Below are 14,875 nucleotides of genomic sequence, written 5' to 3' on the forward strand. Positions count from 1 at the left end.
CTTGCTTGGGGCGGCCCGGCGCGGCGCGACTCATTCCAGCACCTCCAGCGTGTGGTTCTGGTTCGTGTAGATGCAGATCTCGCCGGCGATCTCCAGCGACTTCTTGACGATGTCGGCGGCGCTGAGCTCCGTGTTGGCCAGCAGCGCCTTGGCTGCGGCCTGCGCGAAGGCGCCACCCGACCCGATGGCGACGATGCCCTGCTCGGGCTCCAGCACGTCACCGTTGCCGGTGATGATCAGCGAGGCGGTCTTGTCGGCCACGGCCAGCATGGCCTCCAGGCGGCGCAGCACGCGGTCGGTGCGCCAGTCGCGCGTCAGCTCGACGGCGGCGCGCACCAGGTGGCCCTGGTGCTTCTCCAGCTTGGCCTCGAAGCGCTCGAACAGCGTGAAAGCGTCGGCCGTGGCGCCGGCGAAGCCGGCCAGCACCTGGTCCCGGTAGAGCTTGCGCACCTTGCGCGCGCTGGCCTTGACGACGGTGTTGCCCAGCGTCACCTGGCCGTCGCCGCCGATGGCGACCTGCCAGCCGGTGGGCGTCTGGCGGCGCACCGAGACGATGGTTGTGCCGTGGTAGACGGCGGAAGAGGAATCAGAAGACATAGGCCGCTCCAGATGAGGTTCGGCCCGAGTTTCGCAAGGCCGGTCAGTTGATTCTGACCTTCACCTTGGCGTGCTCGTTGATGCCCATCGCACCGAAGAACAATGCCACCAGCCGGTGGGCGTCGTTGAAGACCACCGTGCGGTTCTCGCTGCGGCGCGACAGCACCCAGTTCAGCAGGTCGCCGGCGGCCATGAAGTCCAGGCGGATCAGCTTGGTGCAGGAGATGTTGATGAGCGTCGCATCGCCCACCTCGCCGCCCATGACGCGCAGCGTCTCGGAGATGTCGCCGCTGAGCTGACCCAGCAGCTCCAGCTGCGCCGCCACGCTGGCCGACTCGTGAACACTGGTGTCGAGGAACGACGACTGCGCCTCGCTCTGCATCGTGCTGATGGCGGGGCTGTTGGTCGACGTGCCTTCGCCGCCGATGCGCACGCGGCACTTGGCGCGCTCCCAGGACGGCGGCGAGACCTCGTAGGTCACGCAGTAATCGATGGCGGCTTCGTCGAACTGGTCCGGCCGGTTGGCCAGGCGCAGCGCCTCCAGGCGCAGCATCCACTGCGCGGGGTCGGTGTCGCGCTCGCCGACGGGGGCCAGTTCCTTGAGCTGGTTCAGGAAATGGTCGCCACCCATCCAGCGCTGGTCGACCTGCTGCTGGGCCCAGTGGCGGAACAGCTGGCGCAGCTGGATGGCGGCTTCGATCTCGACGTCGTCCAGCGGGCTCCAGTCGAACACCCAGGGCATCGGCAGCGTCTCGCTGCGCTTTTGCAGCAGCGTCACGTCCTCGGCCGTCAGCAGCGACGGCGCCGTCCAGCTGACCTGGCCGGCCCGGCCCATGGGCGTGCGGTTGGCCTGGCGGGCCGACTCGGCCACCAGCTTGGGCATGGAGAACCACTGCGGTGCCGACAGGCCGAACTGCTGCGCGTACTCGACGGCCAGCACCTCGAACTTGCCCTGGGCGCCGGTGGCGCGGTAGTGGTCGAACAGCACCAGCCAGGTCTCGCCGTGCAGGTTACGGCTGCCGCCGGGACGCACCAGCTCGGTCAGCGCGCGTTCGCTGCTGTCGTAGTCGGCATTGGCAAAGGCGATGACGGCCTCGTCCAGCTCGGGGTCGTGCACGACCTCCTGCACCTCCATCGGCGCGCCGCCGGGCTCGGCCAGCGTGAACGACAGCGGCATGTCCAGCGGCGGCAGGTCGGGCAGCAGGCTGGCAGGCGAGTCGGACAGCGGCGAGATGGCCGCGCCCATCGTCACGGCCGCGGGCGGCGTGGGCGCGGACAGGCGCTGCACCTCCTGCGGCGTGGAGAACTCGCTGACGCGGCCACCGGAAGCGTCCATGGCCGGCGGCGCCGCGACGGTGGACGCGAACGCCACCGGGCGTGTGCTGGTCTCGAAGAAGCCCGGCTGCTGCTTGGGCACGGCCTGCGTCGTCGCGAAGCTCTCGCCCACCATCTGCTGCTCGATCTCGTCGATCTTGGCCTTCACGCCGAGGTCGATCTTGGAGCTGGGTTCGCTGATGCGCTCGTCATCGCCCATGCGCGACGGCGACGAGGCCAGCGCGGCCAGCTGCTCGGGCGTCAGCCCCTCGCGGCGGATGCGGCGCAGCATGTCGAGCTCGCGCTTGCGCACGAAGTCGTTGCGGCGCTTGCGCTCCACCATGGCGCGCAGCTCAGCCTTCGCGAGGTCGCCCTCGGGGTCGTCCTGGCGCGAGTTGATCTCGGACCAGTCCGTCGTCGGGTTGGCGACGAAGCGCGCAACCTTGCGGAAGAAGCTGTCGCCTTCCTTCGGGTCTGCGGGCTTGGACTCGGTCATGGGCTGAAATATGCCTTATGCAACGATGGTGCGGTGTGCGGGCCGAGTGCCGGGCCGCGCCCAAGCCGGCCCGCCATGGCGATGCGCGAGCGGGGCGTGACCGGACCAGGGGCTCCCCATCTCAATCCCCGAACATCTTCTGCTTGAGCTCGCGGCGCTGTTGCGCTTCGAGCGACAACGTGGCCGTCGGGCGGGCGATCAGGCGGCCCAGGCCGATGGGCTCGCCGGTCTCGTCGCAGTAGCCGTAGTCGCCGCTGTCGAGGCGGCCGATGGACTGCACGATCTTCTTCAGCAGCTTGCGCTCGCGGTCGCGCGTGCGCAGCTCCAGCGCATGCTCTTCCTCGATGGTGGCGCGGTCGGCCGGGTCGGGCACGATGGTCGTGTCTTCGCGCAGGTGTTCGGTCGTCTCACCGGCGTTGGACAGCACCTCGTTCTTGAGGCCTTCCAGCTTGGCGCGGAAGAACTCGACCTGCTTGGCGTTCATGTACTCCGAGTCCGGCATGGCCATGACTTCGGCGTCGCTCAGCTCGGCACCCGACTTGGTTTTCCAGGCGTTGGCCAGCTTGGGGTCGCCCTTGGCGGCCACGCGCGGCGTTTCGTCGGCCTGGTTGGCACCGCGCGCGGGCGGTTTCGGCGGGGCGAAGCGGTCGGCAAAGCGATTCGCGGGTGCGGGCGCCTCCAACATGGCGACGTCGGCGCCGGCATCGGTCTTCTTCGCACCCTTGGTGGATGCGGCGGCGGTTTTGGGGGCCGGGGTCTTGCTCACAGTCTTCTCCTCGCTCTGGGGTTGCATCGGCGCGGTGTCAGACCTTGATCCCACTACTGTTCAGCCGGCTGCCCGATTTTGAGCGCGGCGGATTGTAGCCATGTGGATTCCAGCGCAAACGCACCCCAGAAAAGTGGCCCTCGCGGGCCAAAAAATCACGCCAAACAGCCTTCCAGGCCCTGCATCAGCACGTCCTTGGGCAGGTCGATGCCGATGAACACCATCTTGCTCTGTTTTTTCTCTCCCGGCATCCAGCGCGGGCCGAGATCGGAGCCCATCATCTGGTGCACGCCCTGGAAGATGACCTTCTTCTCGGTGCCCTTCATGTGCAGGACGCCCTTGTATCGCAGCATCTTGGGGCCGTAGACCTGCACGATGGCGCCCAGGAAGTCCTCCAGCTTGGCCGGGTTGAAGGGCTTGTCCGAGCGGAACACGAAACTCTTCACATCATCATCGTGGTGATGGTGGTGCGGGTGGTCGCAATGCTCACCATGCTCATGGTCGTGGTGATCATGGTCATGGTGGTGGTGATGGTCGTGGCTGTCCGCCTTCAGGAAGTCGGGGTCGATCTCCAGCTTGGCGTTGAGGTTGAAACCGCGCAGGTCGAACACCTTGGCCAGCGACACCTCGCCAAAATGCGCGGTCTGGATGGGCGCGCGCGGGTTCATGTGCTTGATGCGGTGGATCAGCGCCTCCACGGCCGCCGGCTCCACCAGGTCGCTCTTGCTGATGAAGAGCTGGTCGGCGAACCCGACCTGCATGCGTGCTTCCTGGCGCGTGTTGAGCTGCTCGTCGGCGTGCTTGGCGTCCACCAGCGTCAGCACGGAGTCCAGCAGGTAGGCCTCGGCGATCTCGTCGTCCATGAAGAAGGTCTGCGCCACGGGGCCGGGGTCGGCCAGGCCGGTGGTCTCGATGATGACGCGGTCGAACTGCAGTTCGCCCTTGCGGCGCTTGGCGGCCAGGTCGCTCAGCGTGGTGCGCAGGTCTTCGCGGATCGTGCAGCAGACGCAGCCGTTGCTCATCTGGATGATCTGCTCGTTGGTATCCGACACGAGGATGTCCGTGTCGATGTTCTCTTCGCCGAACTCGTTCTCGATGACGGCGATCTTCTGGCCGTGGGCCTCGGTCAGCACGCGCTTGAGCAGCGTCGTCTTGCCGGCGCCGAGGAAGCCCGTGAGGATGGTTGCGGGGATGAGGCCGTTGTTGCTGGACATGGCGGGGACCGTTTCGAAAGAAGGCAACCCAGATAGGGCCTGGGCGCCGGGAAGCAAGGGGCGGTGACGGGGCTTGTCAAACCAATCGGCTATTCTGTCCCTTCCGCAATACCCTGACAGCGCCCCTTGAGCGAACCGCATTCAGGCCGGCCCCCAGTTCGCGGGGCCGCCAAACACCCGCCCGAGGCCCGAGGCCTGCTGGAGCGCATGCTGGAGTTCCTGCACCCCGGCCCCGACTCCAAGACCGAACTCATCGAAACCCTGGCCGACGCCGAGCAGCGCGAGCTGATCGAGCCCGAATCGCGCCAGATGCTGGAAGGCGTGCTGCGCATGGCCGAGCTGTCGGCCGGCGACGCCATGGTGGCGGCGCCACGCATGGACCTGCTGGACATCGATGCCCCTTACGACGAACTGCTGGGCATCGTCATCGACACCGGCCACTCGCGCTTTCCGGTCTACGAAGGCACGCGCGACAACATCATCGGCATCCTGCTCGCCAAGGACCTGCTGAAGATGCAGCGCGCGCCCGAGCTGAACCTGCGTGCGCTGCTGCGGCCCACGGTCTTCGTGCCCGAAAGCAAGGGCCTGAACGAGTTGCTGCGCGACTTCCGCTCCAACCGCAACCACCTGGCCATCGTCATCGACGAGTTCGGCAACACGGCCGGCCTCATTACCATCGAGGACGTGCTGGAGGAGATCGTCGGCGAGATCGAGGACGAGTTCGACGAGCAGAGCTCCGACACCGGCATCTACACGCTGGCCGACGGCACGCAGCGCGTGGCCGGCGACGCGACCATTGCCACCGTCAACGGCGCCTTCGGCCTGAGCCTGCCGGACAACGACTTCGACACCATCGGCGGCCTGGTCGCCCACGAGCATGGCCGCGTGCCGCGCCGCGGCGAGTCCGTGCGCGTGGGCGGACTGAACTTCGCCGTCATGCTGACGCGCGGCGGCGCCGTGCGCTGGTTCAAGGTCACGCGGGCACCCGACGACGAGTCCGCGGCGTGAGGCCCGCGGTCGCCGCGGCCATTGCGCTGGCTGCCGGGCTGCTGCAGACCGCAGCCTTCGCCCCCACCGACGCCTGGTGGGCCCAGATCGCCGCGCTGGCGCTGCTGTTCGGCACCGTCGCCCGCGCCACGCCCAAGGCGGCCGCGCTGGGCGGCGCGCTGTTCGGCTGGAGCTGGCTGGCGTCGGGCCTGTGGTGGCTGCACATCAGCATGCACCAGTTCGGGGGCATCCCGTGGGTTGCCGCGGCGCTGGCCGTCGCCCTGCTGGCTGCCTTCCTCAGCAGCTACTACGCGCTGGCGCTGGGCCTGACGGCCCGGTTCATCGCGCCGGGGCGCTGGCGGCTGCTGGCACTCGTGCCGGCCTGGCTGCTGGCGGAGCTGGCGCGGGCCACCTGGTTCAGCGGCTTCCCGTGGATCGCGTCGGGCTATGCGCACACGGTCGGCCCGCTGGCGGGCTGGGCGCCGTGGGTGGGCGTCTACGGCATCACGGCGCTGGCCGCGCTGGCGGCGGCCGGCCTGGTGCTACTGAAGGCGCGCGACTGGCCCTGGGGCGTGCCGGCGCTGCTGCTGCCGCTGGCCGGCGTGCTGCTGCCGCAGGACTTCACGACATCCAGCGGCCGCGTCGCACTGTCGCTGGTGCAGCCCAGCATTCCGCAGGACCAGAAGTTCGACGCCGAGCGCTTCAGCGCCAACCTGGACATCCTGACCCGGCTTGTCGAGTCGTCGCAGGGCCAGGTCGTCATCACCCCCGAATCCGTCGTGCCGCTGCCGCTGGCCGAGCTGGACCGGGCCACGCTGGTGCGCCTGTCCCGCCCCGAGCGGCCGGCGCTGCTGGGCACCTTCCTGGGCAATGCGGACGAAGGCTTCGTCAATTCGGTCGTCGGCCTGGGCACGGGCTACCACTACGGCAAGCGCCACCTGCTGCCCTTCGGCGAATTCATCCCGCCGGGCTTCGGCTGGTTCGTGCGCGCGATGAACATCCCGCTGGACGACCAGGCCCGCGGCCAGCACCAGCGCCCCTGGGCCGTCGCCGGCCAGAAGCTGCGGCCACTGATCTGCTACGAGGACTTGTTCGGCGAGGACGTCGTGCAGAGCGCCGTCGGGCCCGAAGCGGCGACGATGTTCATCAACGTCAGCAACCTGGCCTGGTTCGGCACCGTGATGATCCAGGACCAGCACCTGCAGTTCTCGCAGATGCGCGCGCTGGAGTTCCAGCGGCCCGTCGCGCGCTCCACCAACACCGGCGCCACGGCCGTCGTCGACCACCGGGGCCACATCACGGCCCGCCTGCCGGCGCTGCAGCGCGGCGTGCTGGAGGCCGAGGTGGAAGGCCGCAGCGGCGCCACGCCCTACGCGCGCTGGCTGGCGGCGCTGGGCCTGTGGCCGCTGTGGATCTTGTCCCTGTTGGCGCTGGCGGCCGTGCGCAGAGCCGCCCAATAGAATCGGCCACCCCTGTTCTCACCTGCCCCATGCTGACCTTCCAGCAAATCATCCTGACGCTTCAGGACTATTGGTCCAAACAGGGCTGTGCCCTGCTCCAACCCTACGACATGGAAGTCGGCGCCGGCACCAGCCACACCGCCACCTTCCTGCGCGCCCTCGGCCCCGAGCCGTGGAAGGCCGGCTACGTGCAGCCCAGCCGCCGCCCCAAGGACGGCCGCTACGGCGAGAACCCCAACCGCCTGCAGCACTACTACCAGTACCAGGTCGTGCTCAAGCCCGCGCCGGCCAACATCCTGGAGCTGTACCTCGGCTCGCTGGAGGCGCTCGGCTTCGACCTGAAGAAGAACGACGTGCGCTTCGTCGAGGACGACTGGGAGAACCCGACGCTCGGCTGCTGGGGCCTGGGCTGGGAGGTGTGGCTGAACGGCATGGAGGTGACGCAGTTCACCTACTTCCAGCAGGTCGGCGGCATCGACTGCAAGCCCATCACCGGCGAGATCACCTACGGCCTGGAGCGCCTGGCCATGTATCTGCAGGGCAAGGAATCGGTGTACGACCTGGTCTACACCGACGGCCTGACCTACGGCGACGTGTTCCACCAGAACGAGGTCGAACAGTCGACCTACAACTTCGAGCACAGCGACGTGGACTTCCTGCTGTCGGCCTTTGCCGCGCATGAGCGCAAGAGCCAGGAGCTGATGGTCGAAAAGCTCGCGCTGCCCGCCTATGAGCAACTGCTGAAGGCCGGCCACAGCTTCAACCTGCTGGACGCGCGTGGTGCCATCTCGGTGACGGAACGCGCCGCCTACATCGGCCGCATCCGCAACCTGGCGCGCGCCGTGGCGCAGAGCTATCTCGACAGCCGTGCGCGCCTCGGCTTCCCGATGGCGCCGAAGGCCTGGGCCGATGAGGTCGTTGCACAGATCGAACTGAAGAACAGCAAGAAGGCGGCCGCCTGATGACCAACCTGCTCGTTGAACTGTTTGTCGAAGAGCTGCCGCCCAAGGCGCTGAAGAAGCTGGGCGAGTCCTTCGCCGCCGTGCTGGCCGACAGCCTCAAGGCCCAGGGCCTGGCCGCCGCGGATGCCGCCGTCACGTCGTTCGCGTCGCCGCGCCGCCTCGGCGTGCACGTGGCCAATGTCGCCGCCAAGGCCGCCGACAAGGCCGTGCAGCAGAAGCTGATGCCAGTCGCCGTGGCCCTCACCGCCGACGGCCAGGCCACGCCCGCGCTGCTGAAGAAGCTTGCCGCCATCGGCGCCGGACCTGAGGCGGTGCCGCAGCTCAAGCGCCAGCCCGACGGCAAGGCCGAGGCGCTGTTCTGGGACAGCATCCAGCCCGGCGCGACGCTGGCGCAAGGCCTGCAGAAGGCGCTGGACGAGACGCTGGCCAAGCTGCCCATCCCCAAGGTCATGGCCTACCAGCTGGCCGACGGCTGGACCGACGTGAAGTTCGTGCGCCCGGCGCATGGCCTGATCGCGCTGCACGGCGCCGACGTCGTGCCCGTCCAGGCCCTGGGCCTGACGTCGGGCCGCACGACCAGCGGCCACCGCTTCGAGGCCGCGCAGCCCACCGTCAGTGTCGACAACGCCGACAGCTATGCCGCCCAGTTGTTCGAGCAGGGCGCCGTCATCGCCAGCTTTGCCGAGCGCCGCGCCGAGATCTCGCGCCAGCTCAAGGGCGCCGCCGATGCGCTGAGCCTCACGCCCATCGATGACGACGCGCTGCTGGACGAAGTCACGTCGCTCGTCGAGCGTCCCAACGTGCTGACCTGCGCGTTCGAGGCCGAGTTCCTCGCCGTGCCGCAGGAGTGCCTCATTCTGACGATGAAGGCCAACCAGAAGTATTTCCCGCTGCTGGACGCGCAAGGCAAGCTGACACGCCACTTCCTCGTCGTCAGCAACATCGCGCCGGCCGACGCATCCGCCGTGACCGGCGGCAACGAGCGCGTCGTGCGCCCGCGCCTGGCCGACGCCAAGTTCTTCTTCGACCAGGACCGCAAGAAGAAGCTGGAAGACCGCCTGCCCGGCCTGGCCAAGGTGGTCTACCACGGCAAGCTGGGCTCGCAGGGCGAACGCGCCGAACGCGTCGCTGCCATCGCGCATGCCATCGTGCAGCAGCTCAGCATGGCCACGCTGCCCTACACGGTGGAGGCGGACGACGAGTTCAAGGTGCTGGACAGCAAGGTCAAGCAGGCGGCGAGCCTCGCCAAGTGCGACCTGCTGACCGACATGGTCGGCGAGTTCCCCGAGCTGCAGGGCATCATGGGCGGCTACTACGCCCGCCACGAAGGCCTGCGCGACGGCGTCGCCATCGCCATCGAGGACCACTACAAGCCCCGCTTTGCCGGCGACGCGCTGCCGCGCAACCACACCGGCACGGTCGTCGCGCTGGCCGACAAGCTGGAGACGCTGGTGGGCCTGTTCGGCATCGGCCAGCTGCCCACCGGCGACAAGGACCCGTTCGCACTGCGCCGCCACGCGCTGGGCGTCATCCGCATCCTCGTCGAGAAGAACCTGCCGCTGGAGCTGCCGGCGCTGATCGACGCCGCCGTGCCGCCGTTCGGCGAGCTCATCACCAATCCGCGCGAGGCGCTGCTCGGCTTCTTCGCCGACCGCCTGGCCGTCTCGCTGCGCGACCAGGGCTACAGCGCCCAGGAAGTCGACGCCGTGCTGGCGCTGGCGCCCACGCGCCTGGGCGACGTGCCCAAGCGCCTGGTGGCCGTGCGGGCCTTCGCCGCGCTGCCGGAAGCCGCCTCGCTGGCCGCCGCCAACAAGCGCGTCGGCAACATCCTGAAGAAGGTCGAGGGCGAGCTGCCGACCGAGATCCAGCCCGCGCTGCTGCAGGAAGCCGCCGAGCAGGCGCTGGCCGCCGCGATCGCCGAGGTGCAGCCCGCCGCCGACCTGCTGTTCGAGCAGCATGACTACACCGGCTCGTTGAAGGCCCTGGCCGCGCTGAAGGCGCCGGTCGACGCCTTCTTCGACGGCGTCATGGTCAACGCCGAGGACCCGGCGCTGCGCGCCAACCGCCTCGCGCTGCTGGGCCGCCTGCATGCCGCGATGAACCGCGTGGCCGACCTGTCGCGGCTGGCGGCCTGAGCCCGTGCCCACGATGCGCGCCGACCACGCCCACGGCATGAAGCTGGTCATCCTCGGTCGCGACGGCACGATCAACCGCTACCGCGACGACCACGTCAAGGCGCCCGAGGAGCTCGACCCGCTGCCCGGCGCGCTGGAAGCCGTCGCCCGCCTGAACCACAGCGGCTGGCACACCGTGCTGGCCACCAACCAGGCCGGCATTGGCCGCGGCCTGCTGGACATGGCGTCGCTGAACGCCGTGCACCTGCGGCTGAACCAGTTGCTGGCCGAAAAAGGCGGGCGGCTGGACGCGGCCTTCTTCTGCCCGCACACGCCCGAGGAAGGCTGCGACTGCCGCAAGCCGCTGCCCGGGCTGATCCAGCAGATCGGCGAGCGCTTCGACGTGGAGCTGCCGGACGTGCACATGGTCGGCGCGTCGCTGACCGACCTGCTGACGGCGCAGAACGCCGGCTGCATCCCGCACCTGGTGCTGACCGGCCCGTTCGGCAGCCTCAGCACCGACGAACTCGCCAACCTGCTCGTGCAGGTGCCGGGCGCCCGCGTGCACGACGACCTGATGAGCTTCGCCGAGACCCTCATCCAGCAAGAACGCCGCCGCGTCGCCGAGCAGCGCGGCCAGGCCCTCACCCCCGATACCCAGGCCGGAGACCTGCTCTGATGTCCAACTTGTTGAGCGCCATCCGCTCGCTGATCTTCGTCCTCGTCCTCATCGTCACGGTCATCCCCTGGGCTACCGCGGTCGTCATCCTGTCCATCTTCCGCCGCGGCGACCCCATCTACTGGGCCTGCGCCGGCTGGCTGAAGCTCGCCATCTGGAGCGCGCGCATCATCTGCGGCATCCGCTGGCGCATCCAGGGCATGGAGAACCTGCCGCCGGCGTCGGACCGCCGCGCCGGCGTCGTGCTGCTGTCCAAGCACCAGAGCACGTGGGAAACCTTCGCCTACCCGGCGCTGTTCAGCCACCCGCTGGCCTATGTCTTCAAGCGCGAACTGCTCTACGTGCCGTTCTTCGGCTGGGCCATGGCCCGCATGGACATGATCCACATCGACCGCGGCCGCCGGACCGAGGCCTGGAACAAGGTGCTGACGCAGGGCAAGCGCCTGGGCGGCCAGGGCAACTGGGTCATCATGTTCCCCGAGGGTACGCGCATCGCACGCGGCGAGGTGGGCGACTACAAGACCGGCGGCACCCGCCTGGCCATCGAGGCCGGCCTGCCCGTCGTGCCCATCGCCGCCACGGCCGCGCGCTGCTGGCCGCGCAAGAGCTTCCTGCTCAAGCCCGGCATCGTGGACATCTCCATCGGCCGCCAGATCCGCCCCGAGGGCCGCGCGCCGGCGGAGCTGATGAACGAGGTCAAGGACTGGATCGAGAGCGAAATGCGCCGCCTCGACCCGGAGGCCTACCGCAACCCTCCGCCCGCCGGCGTGGCCGGCACCGCCAACCAGCACTGACGTCCATGCCGCCCAAGCGCCCGGCCCCGCTCCTGCAGGACAGCCAGCTGTCGCTGTTCGAGGCGGTGGCCGACGTCGAGCCTGCCGACCCGGGCGCCGCGCGCTCGCGGCGCGAGCTCTACCTGGGCCAGCACCGCATCGGCTACGAACTCAAGCGCGCGCGGCGGCGCAGCATCGGCTTCGTCGTCGGCCCGCAGGGGCTGCGCGTCAGCGCGCCGCGCTGGGTGCCCATCCCCGAGATCGAACGCGCGCTGCATCACAAGGGCGACTGGATCCTGCGCAAGCTCGTCGAGCAGCGCGAGCGCCAGCAGCGCGTGCAGGCCGCCCGCATCGAGTGGGTGGACGGCGGCCGCCTGCCCTACCTGGGCCAGCCGCTGACGCTGGCCGTGTCCCCCGGCGAGCGCGAGGTCGTGTGGAACGAGGCGACACGTGAGCTGCGCCTGCCGCTGCCGCATGGTGCCGCGGCCGAGCAGATCCGTGACCTGACCCAGGCCTGGCTGCAGGCCCGCGCCAAGGAAGACTTCCTGCCGCGCTGCCGGCATTTCGCCGCGCAGCTGGGCGTGGCGATGAAGTCGCTGCGGCTGTCCTCCGCGCAGACACGCTGGGGCAGCGCCAGCGCCGACGGCTCCATCCGGCTGAACTGGCGCCTCGTCCACTTCGCGCCGGCCATCATCGACTACGTGGTCGCCCATGAACTGGCCCACCTGCGCGAGATGAACCACAGCCCGGCGTTCTGGGACACGGTGCGCTCGGTGCTGCCCGACTTCGAGCGCTCCCGCGAGGCGCTGCGGGAAGAATCCATCGTGGTCCAGTGAGCCCCCTGGGCTCGGGAGCGGCCGGCCGGGCGCGGCCACTGAAATGGATTGCAAGTGAATATTCCCTCGCCGACATGGCAATGAGCCGTTCACGTTCAGCAACACTTCGCCCCGACGCTGTCACCACGGGTACCCGCCAGCTGGCCTGACGCCAGCAGCACAGAGGGAGAGAAGGTACCGGGCAAAAAATGAACGCCGCCGCCGGAGCATCCGGGGCGGCGTTTTTCTTTGTGGGCGACTCAGACCGCCGAGAAGCGGTACACGCCGTCGTCGCCCAGGTTGCGCGTCAGGCCGCCGTGCAGCCACAGCGCGTGCAGGTGGGCGATGGCCTCGCCCATCGCGAACGTGGTCTGGTGCAGGTCCAGCTTGCGCTTGAACAGCACACCCAGCAGCCCGGCAGCATGCGTGGGCTCGGCGCGGCAGGCCGCCATCACCTCGGCCAGCCGCTCGTCGTGGTGCTCGCGCAGTTGGTCAATGCGTTCGTGCAGGCCGGTGAAGGGCTTGCCGTGCGACGGCAGCACCAGCGTGTCGGCGGGCAGGTCCAGGTAGCGGGTCAGCGACTGCAGGTACAGCGTCAGCGGGTCGGCCTCAGGCTCGACGTCGACGACGGACACATTGGTCGAGATGCGCGGCAGCACCATGTCGCCGGAGATCAGCAGCTTGGCGTCGTCACAGAACAGGCTGATGTGCTCCGGCGCGTGGCCGTAGCCGGCGATGCAGCGCCAGCTGCGCCCACCGATCTCCACCGTCGTGCCATCCATCAGGCGCCGGTAGGCGGACGGCACGACCGGCACCATCTTCGGGTAGTAGTCGGCGCGGGCGCGGATCTTGTCCAGCGAGTCCGGGTCGATCAGCCCGTGGCTGCCGAAGAAGGCCGCCGCGCTGGCGCCGCCCATGCCCACGGTGGAGCTGCTGGCCAGCCGGGCGAGGTTGAAGTCCGTCGCGCTCATCCAGAGACGACAGCCCCATTTCTCGGTGAGCCAATGGGCCAGCCCCAGGTGATCGGGGTGGAAATGGGTGGCCATCACGCGCAGCACCGGCAGGCCGTCCAGCCGCTCGGCGAACACCTTCTCCCAGTTGGCCCGCGTGTCGTCGCTGGCAATGCCGCAGTCGACGATGGTCCAGCCCTCGCGGCCATCGATGCGATCGCGCAGCAGCCACAGGTTGATGTGGTCCAGCGCGAACGGCAGACCCATGCGCACCCAGCGCACGCCGGGCGCCAGGTCCAGCGCCTCGCCGGGCTGGGGCAGGGTTTCGCCCAGGGGGTAGTGAAGTTCAGACTCTCTCGGATTGCCCATGACGGCCCTAGACTGACGTTTACGTCAATTCAGTGTAGCCATGCCCCCCCGCAAGTCTGTCTCCGCCGCGACCGAGCCGCAGCAGCCGACCTTCACGATCACCGAGCTCGCCGCCGAGTTCGACATCACGCCGCGCGCCATCCGCTTCTACGAGGAAGCCGGCCTGCTGGAGCCGGGCCGCAAGGGCCGCAACCGCGTCTACACGCCGCGCGACCGCACGCGGCTGAAGCTGACGCTGCGCGGCAAGCGCCTGGGGCTGGCGCTGCAGGAGATCAAGCAGCTCGTCGACATGTACGACAGCCAGGCCAGCGCCGCACCGCAGCTGAAGGCCTTCCTCGCCATCCTGGCGCGCCACCGCGAGCAGCTGGAGCAGCAGCGCGACGACATCGAGGTCACGCTGGGAGAGATCCGCCAGCACGAGAAGCGCTGTCGCGCGCTGCTCGGGCCGGCGTGACGGTTTGCCGCAAACGCGCAGGAAACTGCACGTTTCGCGGGGCAAACCCCGCTGTCACGGCGGCCAGGCTTGACTAGAGTCGGCCCCCGCCCCTCCCCCCAATTCGCTCACGTGAATCTGCCATGCGCTCCGGACCGCGTACTGCCCTAACGCTCGAATTGACTGCCGTTGCGACCGCCCTGCTGCTGCTGGGCCAGCCCGCCGGCGCCCAGACCACGGAGCCGCCCAAGCCCGGCAACGGGCTGGAGCGCGCGCAGAAGGCGGCGGACGCCGTCTTCCACTGGATCAAGCTCAACGGCGACAAGGGCGCCAACCGCCAGCCGACGAACGCCCCCCCACCGCCGCCACCACCTCCGCCGCCCGCCCCGGCCCCGGTGGCACGCAAGCCCGTGGCCGCCCCGGTGGCGGCCGCGCCCAAGCCGGCTGCCACCCCAGCCACCGCACCGGCCACGGTGCAGGCCGCCGCCACGGTGGCCACGCCGCCCGAGCCCGAACCGGCCCCGGTGCTGGTGGCCGCGGCGTCGCCCACCCCCGCGCCGGCGGCGCCCATCCCCACGGCCGTCGCGGCCGTGGAACCGCCGCCCCCGCCGCCGCCGGCGGCCGAGGAGGAAGAGGTGCCGCTCAAGCTGCTGTCCCGGGTCAACCCCAGCATCCCGCGGGCCATGCAGCAGGTCGCCTTCCGCGACGGCTTTGCGCGCGTGAAGTTCACGGTGGCGCCCAATGGCACGGTCAGCAAGGCCGAGACCATCGCCGCCAGCCACAGCCGGCTGGGCATCTCGGCCGTCGACGCCGTGCGGCAGTGGCGCTTCGAACCCATCAAGGCGCCGCGCGAGGTGGCCATCGAGTTCGCGTTCAACAACACGGACGACTGACGCGCCCCGGCCTGGTGCCAGGCCGGCACGGCAGCCCCGCCGGCATGGCACGA

Annotated in this window: 14 protein-coding genes; 9 read left to right on the plus strand and 5 right to left on the minus strand. The window is 69.4% G+C overall.

What is annotated here, in order from left to right:
• Nucleotides 1–30: 30 nt before the first annotated feature.
• From hslV to AC1Q7O_RS14920, 4 genes are all read right to left on the minus strand, one after another.
• Entirely contained in the window at nucleotides 31–597 is a 567-nt protein-coding gene (gene hslV, locus AC1Q7O_RS14905; protein ID WP_088486111.1) for an ATP-dependent protease subunit HslV, read from the minus strand.
• A 43-nt stretch (nucleotides 598–640) separates the two neighbouring features.
• Complete coding sequence (locus AC1Q7O_RS14910) at nucleotides 641–2,407, minus strand: hypothetical protein (protein ID WP_492657881.1); 1,767 nt, start codon at nucleotides 2,405–2,407, stop codon at nucleotides 641–643.
• A gap of 121 nt (nucleotides 2,408–2,528) precedes the next feature.
• A complete protein-coding gene (gene dksA / locus AC1Q7O_RS14915) occupies nucleotides 2,529–3,227 on the minus strand; it encodes an RNA polymerase-binding protein DksA (protein WP_492657882.1) in 699 nt (232 codons plus the stop codon).
• Between the two features lie 101 nt (nucleotides 3,228–3,328).
• Nucleotides 3,329–4,387 (minus strand): CobW family GTP-binding protein, encoded by a 1,059-nt coding sequence (locus AC1Q7O_RS14920; protein WP_492657883.1) that lies wholly within the window; start codon nucleotides 4,385–4,387, stop codon nucleotides 3,329–3,331.
• A 126-nt stretch (nucleotides 4,388–4,513) separates the two neighbouring features.
• Here AC1Q7O_RS14920 and AC1Q7O_RS14925 point away from each other — a divergent pair, with 126 nt between their 5' ends.
• The 7 genes from AC1Q7O_RS14925 to AC1Q7O_RS14955 are packed head-to-tail and all read left to right on the plus strand — an operon-like array spanning nucleotide 4,514 to nucleotide 12,198.
• Nucleotides 4,514–5,395 (plus strand): CorC family transporter, encoded by an 882-nt coding sequence (locus tag AC1Q7O_RS14925; RefSeq protein ID WP_492657884.1) that lies wholly within the window; start codon nucleotides 4,514–4,516, stop codon nucleotides 5,393–5,395.
• On the plus strand, nucleotides 5,392–6,834 hold the full coding sequence (lnt, locus tag AC1Q7O_RS14930; RefSeq protein WP_492657885.1) for an apolipoprotein N-acyltransferase: 1,443 nt from the start codon (nucleotides 5,392–5,394) through the stop codon (nucleotides 6,832–6,834). Before AC1Q7O_RS14925 ends, lnt begins: the two co-directional genes overlap by 4 nt.
• A 29-nt stretch (nucleotides 6,835–6,863) precedes the next feature.
• The gene (gene glyQ / locus AC1Q7O_RS14935; RefSeq protein ID WP_492657886.1) at nucleotides 6,864–7,796 is read left to right on the plus strand and encodes a glycine--tRNA ligase subunit alpha; all 933 of its coding nucleotides are present in this window, start codon (nucleotides 6,864–6,866) and stop codon (nucleotides 7,794–7,796) included.
• Nucleotides 7,796–9,931, plus strand: a complete 2,136-nt coding sequence (glyS, locus tag AC1Q7O_RS14940) for a glycine--tRNA ligase subunit beta (RefSeq protein ID WP_492657887.1) — start codon at nucleotides 7,796–7,798, stop codon at nucleotides 9,929–9,931. Before glyQ ends, glyS begins: the two co-directional genes overlap by 1 nt.
• Nucleotides 9,932–9,944: 13 nt before the next feature.
• Complete coding sequence (gene gmhB / locus AC1Q7O_RS14945; RefSeq protein ID WP_492657888.1) at nucleotides 9,945–10,589, plus strand: D-glycero-beta-D-manno-heptose 1,7-bisphosphate 7-phosphatase; 645 nt, start codon at nucleotides 9,945–9,947, stop codon at nucleotides 10,587–10,589.
• Nucleotides 10,589–11,383 carry a lysophospholipid acyltransferase family protein gene (locus AC1Q7O_RS14950; protein ID WP_492657889.1) on the plus strand — a complete coding sequence of 265 codons (795 nt, stop codon included), beginning with the start codon at nucleotides 10,589–10,591 and terminating at the stop codon, nucleotides 11,381–11,383. Before gmhB ends, AC1Q7O_RS14950 begins: the two co-directional genes overlap by 1 nt.
• 5 nt (nucleotides 11,384–11,388) lie before the next feature.
• Nucleotides 11,389–12,198 (plus strand): M48 family metallopeptidase, encoded by an 810-nt coding sequence (locus tag AC1Q7O_RS14955; RefSeq protein WP_492657890.1) that lies wholly within the window; start codon nucleotides 11,389–11,391, stop codon nucleotides 12,196–12,198.
• Between the two features lie 239 nt (nucleotides 12,199–12,437).
• Here the strand turns inward: AC1Q7O_RS14955 and AC1Q7O_RS14960 are convergent, their stop codons facing one another.
• Nucleotides 12,438–13,496 (minus strand): MBL fold metallo-hydrolase, encoded by a 1,059-nt coding sequence (locus AC1Q7O_RS14960; protein WP_492657891.1) that lies wholly within the window; start codon nucleotides 13,494–13,496, stop codon nucleotides 12,438–12,440.
• A gap of 40 nt (nucleotides 13,497–13,536) precedes the next feature.
• Here AC1Q7O_RS14960 and AC1Q7O_RS14965 point away from each other — a divergent pair, with 40 nt between their 5' ends.
• Both AC1Q7O_RS14965 and AC1Q7O_RS14970 read left to right on the plus strand, forming a co-directional pair.
• Nucleotides 13,537–13,950, plus strand: a complete 414-nt coding sequence (locus tag AC1Q7O_RS14965; RefSeq protein WP_492657892.1) for a MerR family transcriptional regulator — start codon at nucleotides 13,537–13,539, stop codon at nucleotides 13,948–13,950.
• Between the two features lie 158 nt (nucleotides 13,951–14,108).
• Nucleotides 14,109–14,822 (plus strand): energy transducer TonB family protein, encoded by a 714-nt coding sequence (locus tag AC1Q7O_RS14970; RefSeq protein ID WP_492657893.1) that lies wholly within the window; start codon nucleotides 14,109–14,111, stop codon nucleotides 14,820–14,822.
• Nucleotides 14,823–14,875: the final 53 nt, after the last annotated feature.

Source organism: Roseateles sp. GW823-FHT07B05, assembly GCF_058794515.1.

What these genes read in the sequence shown, in the direction of transcription:
- AC1Q7O_RS14955 (WP_492657890.1), top strand. Translation starts at nt 11,389, where the DNA reads ATGCCGCCCAAGCGCCCGGCCCCGCTCCTGCAGGACAGCCAGCTGTCG.
- glyQ (WP_492657886.1), top strand. Translation starts at nt 6,864, where the DNA reads ATGCTGACCTTCCAGCAAATCATCCTGACGCTTCAGGACTATTGGTCC.
- AC1Q7O_RS14910 (WP_492657881.1), bottom strand. Translation starts at nt 2,407, where the DNA reads ATGACCGAGTCCAAGCCCGCAGACCCGAAGGAAGGCGACAGCTTCTTC.
- glyS (WP_492657887.1), top strand. Translation starts at nt 7,796, where the DNA reads ATGACCAACCTGCTCGTTGAACTGTTTGTCGAAGAGCTGCCGCCCAAG.
- gmhB (WP_492657888.1), top strand. Translation starts at nt 9,945, where the DNA reads ATGCGCGCCGACCACGCCCACGGCATGAAGCTGGTCATCCTCGGTCGC.
- AC1Q7O_RS14920 (WP_492657883.1), bottom strand. Translation starts at nt 4,387, where the DNA reads ATGTCCAGCAACAACGGCCTCATCCCCGCAACCATCCTCACGGGCTTC.
- AC1Q7O_RS14960 (WP_492657891.1), bottom strand. Translation starts at nt 13,496, where the DNA reads ATGGGCAATCCGAGAGAGTCTGAACTTCACTACCCCCTGGGCGAAACC.
- AC1Q7O_RS14965 (WP_492657892.1), top strand. Translation starts at nt 13,537, where the DNA reads ATGCCCCCCCGCAAGTCTGTCTCCGCCGCGACCGAGCCGCAGCAGCCG.
- AC1Q7O_RS14950 (WP_492657889.1), top strand. Translation starts at nt 10,589, where the DNA reads ATGTCCAACTTGTTGAGCGCCATCCGCTCGCTGATCTTCGTCCTCGTC.
- hslV (WP_088486111.1), bottom strand. Translation starts at nt 597, where the DNA reads ATGTCTTCTGATTCCTCTTCCGCCGTCTACCACGGCACAACCATCGTC.